Origin of the sequence: Streptomyces sp. NBC_00669, from assembly GCF_036226785.1 — a bacterium.
Taxonomy (GTDB): Bacteria; Actinomycetota; Actinomycetes; order Streptomycetales; family Streptomycetaceae; genus Actinacidiphila.
Genome location: NZ_CP109018.1, coordinates 7,200,907 through 7,213,706, shown reverse-complemented (window position 1 = coordinate 7,213,706; position 12,800 = coordinate 7,200,907). Strand labels below are relative to the sequence as shown.

At 71.2% G+C, this 12,800-nt stretch carries 10 protein-coding genes; 5 read left to right on the top strand and 5 right to left on the bottom strand.

Annotation, left to right across the window (positions count from 1 at the left end):
- Positions 1-16: 16 nt before the first annotated feature.
- The 3 genes from OG896_RS30440 to OG896_RS30430 all read right to left on the bottom strand — a co-directional run bounded on the left by OG896_RS30440 (position 17) and on the right by OG896_RS30430 (position 3,376).
- Positions 17-835, bottom strand: a complete 819-nt coding sequence (locus tag OG896_RS30440; protein WP_329370466.1) for an ABC transporter permease — start codon at positions 833-835, stop codon at positions 17-19.
- Entirely contained in the window at positions 832-1,842 is a 1,011-nt protein-coding gene (locus OG896_RS30435) for an ABC transporter ATP-binding protein (RefSeq protein WP_329370464.1), read from the bottom strand. The genes OG896_RS30440 and OG896_RS30435 overlap by 4 nt, the downstream gene beginning before the upstream one ends.
- A 319-nt stretch (positions 1,843-2,161) precedes the next feature.
- Complete coding sequence (locus OG896_RS30430; protein ID WP_329370462.1) at positions 2,162-3,376, bottom strand: NYN domain-containing protein; 1,215 nt, start codon at positions 3,374-3,376, stop codon at positions 2,162-2,164.
- 225 nt (positions 3,377-3,601) lie between these two features.
- On the opposite strand from OG896_RS30430, the gene OG896_RS30425 reads away from it, so the two are divergent.
- The 4 genes from OG896_RS30425 (at position 3,602) to OG896_RS30410 (ending at position 9,319) form a co-directional block, all read left to right on the top strand.
- Complete coding sequence (locus tag OG896_RS30425) at positions 3,602-3,775, top strand: hypothetical protein (protein WP_329370460.1); 174 nt, start codon at positions 3,602-3,604, stop codon at positions 3,773-3,775.
- Positions 3,776-4,060: 285 nt separating this feature from the next.
- On the top strand, positions 4,061-7,624 hold the full coding sequence (gene dnaE, locus OG896_RS30420; protein ID WP_329370458.1) for a DNA polymerase III subunit alpha: 3,564 nt from the start codon (positions 4,061-4,063) through the stop codon (positions 7,622-7,624).
- Positions 7,625-7,765: 141 nt separating this feature from the next.
- On the top strand, positions 7,766-8,449 hold the full coding sequence (locus OG896_RS30415) for a hypothetical protein (RefSeq protein ID WP_329370456.1): 684 nt from the start codon (positions 7,766-7,768) through the stop codon (positions 8,447-8,449).
- Between the two features lie 72 nt (positions 8,450-8,521).
- Positions 8,522-9,319 carry a thioredoxin domain-containing protein gene (locus OG896_RS30410; RefSeq protein ID WP_329370454.1) on the top strand — a complete coding sequence of 266 codons (798 nt, stop codon included), beginning with the start codon at positions 8,522-8,524 and terminating at the stop codon, positions 9,317-9,319.
- Between the two features lie 70 nt (positions 9,320-9,389).
- Here OG896_RS30410 and OG896_RS30405 read toward each other — a convergent pair whose 3' ends face one another.
- On the bottom strand, positions 9,390-9,965 hold the full coding sequence (locus OG896_RS30405; protein WP_329370452.1) for a dienelactone hydrolase family protein: 576 nt from the start codon (positions 9,963-9,965) through the stop codon (positions 9,390-9,392).
- Between the two features lie 127 nt (positions 9,966-10,092).
- Between OG896_RS30405 and OG896_RS30400 the strand changes: the two genes are divergently transcribed.
- Positions 10,093-11,145, top strand: coding sequence for a mechanosensitive ion channel family protein (locus OG896_RS30400; protein ID WP_329370450.1), 1,053 nt, complete (start codon positions 10,093-10,095; stop codon positions 11,143-11,145).
- Positions 11,146-11,203: 58 nt separating this feature from the next.
- On the opposite strand, the gene OG896_RS30395 is transcribed toward OG896_RS30400, so the two are convergent.
- Positions 11,204-12,796: a Na+/H+ antiporter gene (locus tag OG896_RS30395; protein ID WP_329370448.1), complete on the bottom strand. Its 1,593-nt coding sequence runs from the start codon at positions 12,794-12,796 to the stop codon at positions 11,204-11,206.
- Positions 12,797-12,800: the final 4 nt, after the last annotated feature.

The following is a 12,800-nucleotide window of genomic DNA, read 5'->3' as shown; positions in this document are numbered from 1 at the left end:
CCGCCCCACCGGCCGGTCAGCGGCAGGCGGCCCTGCGGTACGCCCAGGTCGCCACGGCCAGTGAGGCCACCCCCACGGCCGCGCACACCGTCAGGTCACCGGCGACCGCGCCCCAGTCGGTGCTGCCGCGCCCGAAGGTCCGGGCGAACGCCTCCACCCCGTACGTGGACGGCAGCAGGTCGCGGGCCCAGCCGATCGGCGCGGGCATGTGCGAGGCGGGCAGCACCCCGAGCAGCAGCGCGGCGGACATGCCGAGCTGGCCCAGCAGCGTGGCGATCTCCTGGCGGGGCGCGAGCAGCCCGAAGGCGGCGCCGAGCCCGGACATCGCGGCCCCGGCCAGCGGCACCACGAGCACCAGCACCCACAGATTGGCCAGGCTGAGATGGAACAGCACGCACCCGGTGATCGCGGTGACCAGCGTGCCGGGCACCGTGAAGGAGGCGTACGCGCCCGCCGCGCCGAGGACCACCGCGGCCGGTGGCACCGGCAGCGTCGCGTAGTGGTCGAGCCCGCCGGAGGCGCGCAGCTGGCCGAAGTACTGGGCGAGCAGGTTCAGCGCGACGAACGCGACCACCAGCACGCTGGAACCCGCCACCACCGAGCGCGCCGCCTCGCCGTCGCCGGCGTGCACCACGCCCCGCAGCATCACCATGATCCCGATGGACTGGAAGGTGGCGACGAACAGCAGCGGGATGCGCGCCACCCGGGCGCGGGAGAGCTGGGCCCGGTAGACCGCGCCGAGCGCCGGCCACAGCCGGGCCTTGGGGGCGAGCGGCGCGATGCCGCCGCCGACCCGCTCACCGGGGTCGGTGCCGACCGGGGCGACCACTGTCATACCTTCACCAGTCCCTCACCGCTGCCGCCGAGCGCCAGGTACACGTCCTCCAGGCTCGGCATCGCCAGCGTGAAGTCGTCCAGCGCGGCGAACGCCGGGCCGCCGGTGACCTCCGCGACCGCCGCCCTGGCCCGCTCCTGCGGCAGCCGCAGCGTCCAGCGGCGGCCGGAGACCTCCGCGAGGAGCCGCAGCGCGGCCACCGCGGGCAGGTCGGTCGGCGGTTCGTGCCGCCACACCAGGTCCAGCCGCACCTCGCCCTCGACGAGGGAGCGCAGCCCGGCGGGCGAGTCGCAGGCGATGACCCGGCCGTGGTCGAGCACCGCGACCCGGTCGAGGACCGTCTCGGCCTCGATGACGTTGTGCGTGACCAGCAGGACCGTGGCGCCGTGCTCGGTACGGCGCCGGTCGACCGCCGCCCACACCGCGCGGCGCGCGATCGGGTCCATGCCGGTGGTGGGTTCGTCCAGGATCAGGACCGGCCGCGGGCCGACGAGGGCCGCCGCGAAGCAGGCGAGGCGGCGCTGGCCGCCGGAGAGCCGTTTGATCGGGCGGGCCGCGATCGGGCCGAGCCCCAGCTCGTCCAGGACCTCGTCACGGGCGGCGCGGGCCGCGGCCGTGTCCATTCCGCGCAGCCGGCCGGTGGTCTCGGCGGCGAGCGCGACGGTCAGCTCGTCCAGCGCGGTGGATTCCTGGCCGAGGTAGCCGATCAGCCGCGCGGCGCGTTCGGGGTGCCTGACGAGGTCGTGCCCGAGCAGGTCGATGCTGCCGGCGTCCGGCCGCAGCAGGCCGGTGAGCTGCCGGACCAGGGTGCTCTTGCCCGCGCCGTTCGGGCCGAGGATGCCGAAGAGTTCGCCGGTGCGGACGTCCAGGTCGATGCCGTCGTTCGCCCGCACGGCCGGGATGTCCCTGCCGCGCCGCCCCCGTCCTCCGGGGTACGTCCGTACGAGTCCGCGTACCGAGCACGCGGCTACCGCCGGTCTCGCCCGTGTCTCGGTGCCCGTCCTCACGAGCACCGAGAGTACGCGCTCCGCCCCGCCCCCCACGAAACGGGGTGCCCTTCGCAAAACAACGGCGCCCCCGGCAACGACCAGTGGTTGCCCCTGCGGACAAGGGCAACTCATCAGGGGCGCTGGGGGTACCTCCCAGGCGAGGCTCCGAGGGAGGAACGGCGCGAGCGACCACCCACCGGCCGGCGGTCCGGGCGAACCCGCCGGGCGAGCCGGGCCTGCGGCCCCGCGCGCCACCGCAACGGGCCGGGGCCGCCTCATGTGTGGCCGTCTTCCGCAAACGGAAGGACGCCCCCGACGCTGCGGGCTAGTCTGCGGGCTAGTCCGGAGTCGCGGCTGCGTCGAACTCGCGCCAGAACCCCGCCCTGATCGCGTAGCGGTCGTTCTCGTCGATCTGGTCGTCCTTGTGCGCCAGCAACCCGAAGCGAGCGGCGTACCGCAGGAGTTCCCCGTCGAGCCGGTGCGGCACCCGCGGGTAGTGCGTGGAGAGGTGCTGGAGGTGGGTCGGGTCGCTGACCCGGGCGATCCAGCGCCGGGCGAACACCTGCCCCACCTCGTAGGGATCACCGCTGACCGCGGTGATGTCGGCCTCGCGGTCGGCCCACCGCTGCTCCGCCGTGGTGAGCTGCGCGAGGGTCGGCAGTCCGGAGGTGTCGGGCTGGTCGGCGCCGGGCCGGTCGGTCCACCCCTTGTCGGAGGACCACCGCAGGGTGCTCGGCGCCGGGTGGGCCACCGGCGGAACCTGCGGGGCGGCATGGGAGCGGCCGAGGTCGGCGAGGTCCTTGGGCGTGGGCACCCCCTTGCCGGACGGGGCGGCCGCGGCGTCGTCGTCCGGGTGCTCGGTCGGCGCGGAGCCGTTCTTCGCCGGGGCCTGGACCGGGTGCGGCGAGCCGCTGGACTCCGGCAGCGGCGCGGACAGGATCGCGGCGATCTCCGGGCGTACCCCGGGCCGCGGCCCGGGCGCGGGCCCGCACGCGCCGGCGATCTCCTTCGCCCGGATCGCCGCGGTGATCCACTCCCGGTCCAGCACCCGCCGCTCGTCGGCCTCGGCGACCAGGTCTTCGGACTGGTTGTAGTCGCCGTCGGCGGCCTGCACGGCCCACAGGTGGACGGCCACCCCGTGCTCCTTGGCCGACATCATCCCGGGCAGCAGATCGCCGTCGCCGGTGACCAGCACCACGTCGGAGCAGGCCCGGTTGCGGGCCAGTTCGGACAGTTCGGCGTGCATCGCGGCGTCGACGCCCTTCTGCGCCCACCTGCCGTCCGTCCGGGTGAGGGCGCCGAGCCGGACCGTCACCCGCGGCATCACCCGCAGCCGGCGGTGCTCGGGTTGCGGAACCCGGTCGGGTGCGCCGTCGAACCAGTAGATCCGCAGCAGCGGCTGGCCGGTCTCCAGTTCGGCGCGTTCGCGCAGGCCGGCGACCACGGCGGCATGATCAACCGTGATCCTCGAACGCGACGGTTCGCCGGCCAGCAGGCTCGCCGCTGCGCCCAGCAGATACCCGGCGTCCACCAGGACGACGCAGCGGTCCATGTTGCACCTCTTCCGGTCGACCCCCGGCACGGATGCCCCCTGAGCTTCCCCCGAGTGTGCCCGAATGCTCGGGGGTTATGACCGCGAACGCGATCTTCGGCGTGGCGGTCAGCGGTATTTCCCGGCCTCCCGCACCCCCAACTGCCCGAAATGCGGCGTTCGTCCTCACATGTAAGTCTGATTGCGGCCCATCGGCCAACATCCCCTCACTAGGAAGGCACGATCGTGGCTAAGAACAAGAACCAGAACCGCCCCCAGCGCGAGCAGCACGACGAGCGGTCGAACCAGGCGGGCGAGAGCCAGGAGCAGCACAGCAAGAGCGCCCTGGCCGAGGAGCACATGATGCCCTCCAGCACGCACGCCCCGCGCAAGCAGCAGAAGAAGTTCGGCCACAACTGATCGCGCCGCACGCGCACTTACCGGACGCGGGGGTGCCCCTTTCGGGGGGCGCCCCCGCGTTCGTCCCGCCACCGCCCCCGCGAAGTCCGCGCCCTGCTCGACATGTTGGGCGGGCACCAAGCGGGCACCAAGAGGCGGACGGCGGCCCGGCACTGCCGGCGGGCGCGGCGCCGCCGGCACGGGGTACGGCGGCCGCCCCCGGGTGCGGGCGATGCACCGGCGGATCGCCCCGGCGAGCGACTAGGGTGGAGACTTCCCCGCGATCGTCCTGGAGGTGCCAGCCCGGTGGCCGACAGCTTTGTTCACCTGCACAATCACACCGAGTACTCGATGCTCGACGGCGCCCAGCGCCTGAAGCCGATGTTCACCGAAGTGGCGCGGCAGGGCATGCCCGCCATCGCCATGAGCGACCACGGGAACATGTTCGGTGCGTACGAGTTCCAGCAGGTCGCCAAGGGCTTCGACGCGGTGAAGCCGATCATCGGCATCGAGGCGTACGTCGCACCGTCGCACCGCAGGTACAAGAAGCAGGAGTTCTGGGGTCCCGGCGGGCAGCGGGCGATGTCGGACGACGGCGAGGGAAGCAAGGACGTCTCCGGCGGCGGCCGCTTCACCCACATGACGATGTGGGCGCAGAACGTCCAGGGCCTTCGCAACCTGTTCTACCTGTCGACGGAGGCCAGCTACACGGGGCAGTTCCCCGCGGGCAAGCCGCGGATGGACATGGAGCTGATCTCCGAGCACGCCGCCGGGATCATCGGCACCACAGGCTGCCCCTCGGGCGCCATCCAGACCCGGCTGCGGCTGAACCAGTACGACGAGGCGCGCAAGGTCGCGGCCGACTACCAGGACATCCTCGGCAAGGAGAACTACTTCCTCGAGCTGATGGACCACGGCCTGGACCTGGAGCGCAACGTACGGGACGACCTGCTGCGGCTGGCGAAGGACCTGGACATCCCGCTGCTGGCGACCAACGACGCGCACTACGTCCTGGAGGAGCACGCCGACGCGCACGACAACCTGCTGTGCATCGGGGTCGGCAAGAACAAGGACGACCCGAACCGCTTCAAGTTCAACGGCACCGGCTACTACCTCAAGACCGCCGCGCAGATGCGGGAGTTGTTCAAGGAACTCCCGGAGGCGTGCGACAACACGCTGCTGATCGCCGAGCGGATCGAGGCGTACGACGAGGTCTTCGACCTCGAGGACGAGATGCCGCAGTACCCGGACGTGCCCGAGGGCGAGACGCAGGAGTCGTGGCTGCGCCAGGAGGTCCTCAAGGGCCTGGCGATGCGCTACGGCGACCCGATCCCCGCGGAGGTGCTGGAGCGCTTCGAGACCGAGATGAAGGTCATCGGTCCGATGGGCTTCTCCTCCTACTTCCTCGTGGTCGCGGACATCTGCCGGCACGCGCGGGACAACAAGATCCCGGTCGGCCCCGGCCGTGGATCGGCGACCGGCTCGATCGTCGCCTACGCGACGAGGATCACCGAGCTGTGCCCGCTGGAGCACGGCCTGCTCTTCGAGCGGTTCCTGAACCCCGAGCGCATCAACCCGCCGGACGTCGACCTCGACTTCGACGACCGCAAGCGGGACCAGATGGTCGCCTACGTGGTGGAGAAGTACGGCGACGAGTACACCGCGCTGGTCAACACCTTCGGCAAGCTGAAGGCCAAGAACGCGATCAAGGACACCTCGCGGATTCTCGGCTACCCCTTCGCGCACGGCGAGCGCATCACCAAGGCGCTGCCGGCCGACGTGATGGGCAAGAGCATCCCGATCGACGGCGTCTTCAACCCCGAGCACCCGCGGTACGGCGAGGCCGGCGAGATCCGGACGCTCTACCAGAACGAGCCCGACGTCAAGAAGGTGGTGGACAGCGCCAAGGGCGTCGAGGGGCTGATCCGCAACACCGGTGTGCACGCGGCCGCGGTCATCCTGTCGAAGACCAAGCTGACCAACCGCATTCCGCTGCACATGCGCAAGGACGGCACGAAGATCACGGGGTTCGACTACCCGTCGTGCGAGTCCATGGGCCTGGTCAAGATGGACTTCCTCGGCCTGCGGAACCTGGGCGTGATCGACCAGGCGATCCAGAACGTGCGGGAGAACCGCGGCGTCGACCTCAGCACCGAGAACATCCCGCTGGACGACAAGAACACCTACGCGCTGCTGGCCCGCGGTGACACCTTCGGGGTGTTCCAGCTCGACGGCGGCGGCATGCGGACGCTGCTCAAGGCGATGGAGCCGAGCCGGTTCGAGGACATCGCGGCGGCCCTGGCGCTGTACCGGCCGGGCCCGATGGCGGCCAACGCGCACATGAACTACGCCAGCCGCAAGACCGGCCGGCAGGCCGTCGAGCCGATCCACCCGGAGCTGAAGGACGCGCTGGAGCCGATCCTCGGCAACACCTTCCACCTGCTGATCTACCAAGAGCAGATCATGGCCATCGCCCGCCAGCTGGCGGGCTACACCCTCGGCGGCGCCGACCTGCTGCGCCGCGCGATGGGCAAGAAGAAGCCCGAGGTGCTGGCCGCGGAGTGGGAGAAGTTCCACGGCGGCATGCGGGACAACGGGTACTCCGAGGAGTCCATCAAGGCGCTGTGGGACGTCATGCTCCCGTTCTCGGGATACGCGTTCAACAAGTCGCACACCGCCGGCTACGGGCTGGTGTCGTTCTGGACCGCCTACCTCAAGGCCAACTACCCGGCCGAGTACATGGCGGCGCTGCTCACCTCGGTCGGGGACGACAAGGACAAGGCGGCCATCTACCTCGCCGACGCCCGCAAGAGCGGCGTCCAGGTCCTGGCGCCCGACGTGAACGCCTCGGTCGCGGAGTTCACCGCCGTCGGCGAGGACGTCCGGTTCGGTCTGAAGTCCGTGCGGAACGTGGGCGAGGGCGTCATCGAGGCGCTGATCGCGGCGCGCAAGTCCAAGGGCCTGTTCACCTCGTTCGCCGACTTCCTGGACAAGGTGAGCATCCCGGTCCTGAACAAGCGCGCCATCGAGTCGCTGATCAAGGCCGGCGCGTTCGACTCGCTCGGCCACACCCGGATGGGACTGTCCGCCGTCTTCGAGGACGCGGTCGACGCGATCGTCCCGGTCAAGAAGGCCGAGGCGTACGGACAGGACGACCTCTTCGCGAGCATGGGCGCGCCCGGCGAGGACGTACAGACCTTCGGGCTGGACTTCGCCATCCCCGAGACCGAGTGGCCGCGCAAGCAACTCCTCGCCATCGAGCGGGACATGCTCGGCCTGTACGTGTCGGCGCACCCGCTGGACGGCACCGAGCACATCCTCGCGCGCAACCGCGACACCACCCTCGCCGAGCTGCTGGCCTCCGGCCAGGAACGGCCGGTGAAGGTCGCGGGGCTCATCACCGGGGTCGACCGCAAGATGACCAAGCAGGGCAACGCCTGGGCCGCGGTCACCTTCGCGGACCGCGACGCGAGCATCGAGGTGTGCTTCTTCCCCGCGACCTACCAGCTGGTGGGTCACGCGCTCATCCCCGACAGCGTCGTCTCGATCAGCGGCCGGGCGCAGGACCGCGACGGCACGATGAACATCATCGGTTCCGAGCTGGCGGAGCTGGACGTGTCCTCCGCGGAGAGCGGCGGGAAGCCCCCGGTGCAACTGGCCTTCCGCGAGCACAAGATCCTGCGGCACGACGCGATCAACGAGCTGCGCCGCATCCTGTCCGCCCACCCCGGCGAGAGCCCGGTACGCGCGAAGGTCTCCGGCCCGCAGAAGACCACCGTCTACGAGCTGGGATTCCTCGTCGACCCCACCACGGTCGCCTCGGAGATCAAGGTCTCCTTCGGCGCCGACGTCTGGCTCGGCGTCGCGTGACCCGGTGAACGCACCGTAGGTCCCGATCGGCCCGGCCGGGCGCACCGTACCCGCGGTGCCGTCCGGCCGGGCCGAACCGTCTCCGGTTGGTGTCCGACCTTTAGGTCACACATACAGGTTCGCGTGGCACACTCTGTGCCCATGGAGACCCTGGGCGCGATACGTCCGCGGCTGAGGGCGGCGCGTGCCGCCCTGTTCGCCGCGCTCTGCGTCACGCTCTCCTCCACGTCGCACGTCCTGATGGCTCACAAGCCGCTGCCGCTGACCGTCGTCCTGGGCGCCTTCGCGGCCGTCTTCGCTCTGGCCTACGCCCTCGGTGGCCGTGAGCGCGGCTTCTGGGCGATCAGCGGGATGATGGTGCCGCTGGAACTGGCCGTGGACACCCTCTTCACCTCCGGCCAGCAGTCCTGTTACGGGCCCGACGGCGGCCCTGTCACCGGTTCGTGGCGGTCGCTGCACGAGGCGGTGGTCTGCCACGGCGGCCAGGTCGGCACGCAGCTTCCCACCGTCTCCCCCGCGCAGGCCGCCACCTCCCACCACGGCGCTTCCGCGCTGCCGTGGCTGCTGCTGGCCGTGCACGTCGCGGTCGGCCTGCTCGCGTCCTGGTGGCTGCGGCGCGGTGAGGCCGCGGTGCACCGCGTGCTGCGGGCGGTGGCCGTCGCCGCGTTCCGCCCGCTGCTGTTCGCGGTCACCGCGGCCGGCGCCATGGCGGGCACCACCCCCGGCCGGGTCCGCCCCGCCACCCCGGCCGTCGCGCACCTCGCCGCCCGGCCGCTGCTGCACTCCGTCGTACGCCGAGGACCGCCGCTCGCGCTCGCTGCCTGACCAGGCAGCCGGCCCGACCCGCACGTCCTTCCCCCACATTCACGCGTACTTCTTCATCCGGAGACATCAGCCATGAGCACCAGGAACAGCAAGCAGAGCAAGGCCGCCGCGCGCGAGCGGCTGCGCCTCGAACGCGAGAAGGAAGCCAAGCGCGCCAAGGTGCGCCGCCAGATCATCGTCGCCGCCGGTGTCGTCGTGGTGCTGGCCGCGGCGGGCGGCATAGCCGTGGCGGTCAACAACGCCAACAAGCCCGGCTACTGGGACGCCGCCGCCAAGAAGCCCCTGGTCAAGCCGGCCAACACCTCGGGCACGGACGGCACCGTGATCGTCATCGGCGACAAGAGCAACAAGAACGTCGTCAAGGAGTACGAGGACCTGCGCTGCCCGATCTGCGCCGCCTACGAGCAGGAGGCCGGCGACGCGGTACTCCAGGGCGCCAAGGACGGCAAGTACCAGATCGACTACACGTTCGGCACCTTCCTGGACGACGGCGCCAGCCCCGGCCAGGGATCGAAGCGCGCTCTCAGCGCGGTCGGCGCCGCCCTCAACGTCTCTACGGATGCCTTTGAGCAGTACCACAAGCTGCTCTACTCGAAGGCCTACCACCCGGACGAGAACACCGACAAGTTCAAGGACACCGCCTACCTGCTCAAGATCGCCGACAAGGTGCCGGCGCTCAAGGGGAACACCAAGTTCTCCGATGCAGTGAAGAAGGGCACCTTCGACAAGTGGGCGCTGACCATGTCCAAGGCGTTCAACAAGAGCGGCGTCAACTCCACGCCGACGGTCAAGGTCAACGGCAAGGCCGTGTCGGTGCCCGGCATGCCCTCCGCCACCGTGGTGTCCTCCATCGCGGCCGACCTGAAGTAGCCGGCCCGAAGCAGCGGACGGGCCCCGCAGGCCATGTGGCCTGCGGGGCCCGTCCGGTCGGCACCTGCTCCTACAGGTCCGCCAGGAAGTCCAGGGCGATCGGCCAGGTGCGCTCCGCGGCCTCCTCGTCGTAGTCGGGGAGGTCGGGGTCGGTGTAGAGGTGGCCGGCGCCGCGGTAGCGGAAGACCTCCACGTCGGCGCCGGCCCGCCGCATCCGCAGGTACCACGCGTTCAGCCAGTCGTCCGGCTCGAAGGGGTCCGGGTCGGCGACATGGAGCTGCACCGGGATGTCGGTGGCCGCGTCGTCCGCGATGTCCGAGGTGCCGTGCAGGAGCAGCAGCCCGCGGGCCTTCTCGTCGCCGAGGGCGAGGTTCTGCGCCAGCGCGGCGCCCATCGAGAACCCCGCGTAGACCAGGCCCTTCTCGGAGTGCGGGGCGGCGGCCACGATCGCCCGGCGCAGCAACTCCTCGTTGCCGATCTCGTCGCGGATCTTCCGGCCGTCCTCGACGCTGTCCGCCACCCGGCCGTCGAAGAGGTCCGGCACGTACACCTCGTGCCCGGCCGCGCGCAGCCGCTCGGCCGCGGAGTGTACGGCGGGCCGCAGCCCGTAGGTGGAGTGCAGCAGCACGATCGTCGCAGATGTCACAAGGGGCCTTCGTTCACGGTCCGTCGGGTACGGGTCCCATGGTGCCAGTTGCCAGCGGCAGGTCGGACGCCGTACACAGGTGCCGTACGGGGCTGCCGACGGACGGGAAGAGAAGCAGGTGGTGGGCATGGAGAGCACGCTGCGGCCGATCGTGGTGGTCGGCGCGGCGGTCGTGCTGACGGTACTGGTCGGCTGGATAGGCGACCGGGCGCTGCGCTCGGCCGACGCGCGGCACCCGGAGACCCCGCTGTGGGACCTGCTGCGCCGCTGCCGGCTGCCGTCGCAGGTGGTGCTCTGCACGGCCCTGCTGCGCGGCGCCTACCATGCCGCGCACTTCGAGGACGACCACGCGGCGGCCATCGGCCAGGCGCTCACCCTGGTGCTGATCGCCGCGTCGGCCTGGCTGGTGGTCCGCGTCGCGGCCGCCGTCATCGACTCCTCCTACGCCCGCTACGCCGCCACCGCGCACAGCGTGCCGAAGATCCGCCGGCTGCGTACCCAACTCACCCTCATCCAGCGGGTGCTGACCGCGATCGTCGGCGTGATCGCGGTCGCCTCGATGCTCTTCACGTTCCCGGAGATGCGGACCGTCGGCGCGTCCGTCCTGGCCTCGGCCGGCATCATCGGCATCGTCGCCGGTGTGGCCGCCCAGTCCACCCTCAGCAACCTCTTCGCCGGGCTCCAGATCGCCTTCGGGGACATGGTGCGGATCGGCGACACCGTGGTCGTCGACGGCGAGTGGGGCGAGGTCGAGGAGATCACGCTCACCTTTCTGAGCGTACGGACCTGGGACGAGCGCCGGATCACCATGCCCGTCTCCTACTTCACCAGCAAGCCGTTCGAGAACTGGTCGCGCGGCGACCCCCGGATGACCGGCGCGGTCCTCCTCCACCTCGACCACTCCGCGCCCGTCGACCTCATGCGCAAGCGCCTGCTGGAGATACTCGAACAGGCCGCCGAGTGGGACCACCGGGCCTGGAGCCTGGTCGTCCTCGACACCACCCCCACCACCGTCCAGGTGCGCGCCGTCGCCACCGCCAAGGACGCCGGCGACATCTTCGCGCTCCGCTGCCTCATCCGCGAGCAACTCATCGACTGGCTCCGCACGGAGCACCCGTACGCGCTCCCCCGCGTCAGCGTTCGCGTGCAGGACGACCCCCCGCCCAGCCCCGACAGGTAGTCCCGGGGCCTCCCCCGATGTCCCGGAACCGGCAGAGCGCACCACCCCGCCGGGTCCGTCACACCCCTCGCATGGACCGCAGATCGAGATGTCTCAGCACGCGATCCACGATCTCCGGGTCGGACCCGGGTTCGCTGCGGGCGGAGAGCACCTCGTGGCGGGCCGCGGAGAGCATGTCGTCCTGGATACGGCGCAGCGCCTTGATCCGCCGGGCGCGCCCCGCGTGGCTCTCGCGCCGCTCGTCGTCGAGGACATCGGGCGAGATACGGGCCCCGAGGTCGATCGCCCGGTGGTAGAGCATCTCCGCGAGTTCCTCGTCGAGGTCCTCCGCCGTCTCGATCTCCTTGAGCCGCCTCCTGGCCGCCTTCATCGCGCGCAGCGCCAGCGCGCGTTCCTGGTCGTGCTCGACCTCGATGTCCCCGGTGACCCCGAGCCTGCGCACCAGCCAGGGCAGCGTGAGTCCCTGGATCACGAGGGTGACCAGGACCACGGAGAAGGCGATGAAGAGCAGTTGGGCGCGGGCGGGGAACGGGTCGCCGTGGTCCGTGGTGAGCGGGATCGCCAGCGCGAGGGCGACGGAGGCCACCCCGCGCATCCCGGCCCACCACATGGTGACCGTCTCCCGCCAGGTCAGCGGGATGTCCTCGTCCATGTCCCGCAGCGTGTGCAGCCGCTTGGCGATGGCCGCGGCGGGCAGCAGGTAGAGCAGCCGGATACCGACCACGACGGCGACGATCAGCCCGGCGTCGCGCAGCATCGGCCCCCAGTGTCCGGCGCCCGCGCTGAAGACGTGGTGCATCTCCAGGCCGATCAGCCCGAAGGCGATCCCGGTGACGAGGGTGTCGACGATCTCCCAGAAGGTGTTGCCGGCCAGCCGTGCGGTCACGTCGTCGGCCTCGAAGGCGTACTCGGTGAGGAAGAGCGCCGCGGTGAGCACGGCGAGCACGCCGGAGCCGTGCAGCCCCTCGGCGATCGCGTAGGAGGCGAACGGCACCAGCAGCGACAGGCCGATCTGCAAGGTGGCGTCGCCGACCACGCCCATCAGCTTGTTCGCGCCCCAGCCGAGCACCAGCCCGACCGCGACCGCGACGACCGCCGACAGGACGAACTCCAGGACGGCGTGCGGCAGCGAGAAGTGGCCGGAGAGCACCGCCGCGACCGCCACGTGGTAGAGCACGATCGCGGTGACGTCGTTGAACAGCCCCTCGCCTTCGAGGATGGAGATCATCCGGCGCGGCAGGCCGAGGCTGCCGGCCACCGCGGTCGCGGCGACCGGGTCCGGCGGGGCCACCAGGGCGCCGAGGGTGACGGCGGCGGCCAGCGTGATCCCGGGCACCACCGCGTTGGCGACGGCCGCGACCGCGGCCGTGGTGAGGAACACCAGGGCGACCGCGAGCAGGAAGATCGCCCGCCGGTTCGCCGCGAACTGCCGCCACGAGGTGCGCTGCACCGAGGCGTACAGCAGCGGCGGCAGCACCAGCGGCAGGATCAACTCGGGGTTGATCTCGATGTTCGGCACCTGCGGGATCAGCGCCAGCACGCCGCCCAGCACGGTCATCAGCACCGGCGAGGGCAGCCCGACCCGTTCGGCCACGGGCACCATGACGATCGCGGCCAGCATGATCGCGAAGAACAGCGCGAGTTGATCCACGCCG

Excerpts from the sequence above, each read along its gene's own strand:
- OG896_RS30440 (WP_329370466.1), bottom strand. The coding sequence starts at position 835 with ATGACAGTGGTCGCCCCGGTCGGCACCGACCCCGGTGAGCGGGTCGGC.
- OG896_RS30430 (WP_329370462.1), bottom strand. The coding sequence starts at position 3,376 with ATGGACCGCTGCGTCGTCCTGGTGGACGCCGGGTATCTGCTGGGCGCA.
- OG896_RS30415 (WP_329370456.1), top strand. The coding sequence starts at position 7,766 with ATGGAGACCCTGGGCGCGATACGTCCGCGGCTGAGGGCGGCGCGTGCC.
- OG896_RS30410 (WP_329370454.1), top strand. The coding sequence starts at position 8,522 with ATGAGCACCAGGAACAGCAAGCAGAGCAAGGCCGCCGCGCGCGAGCGG.
- OG896_RS30400 (WP_329370450.1), top strand. The coding sequence starts at position 10,093 with ATGGAGAGCACGCTGCGGCCGATCGTGGTGGTCGGCGCGGCGGTCGTG.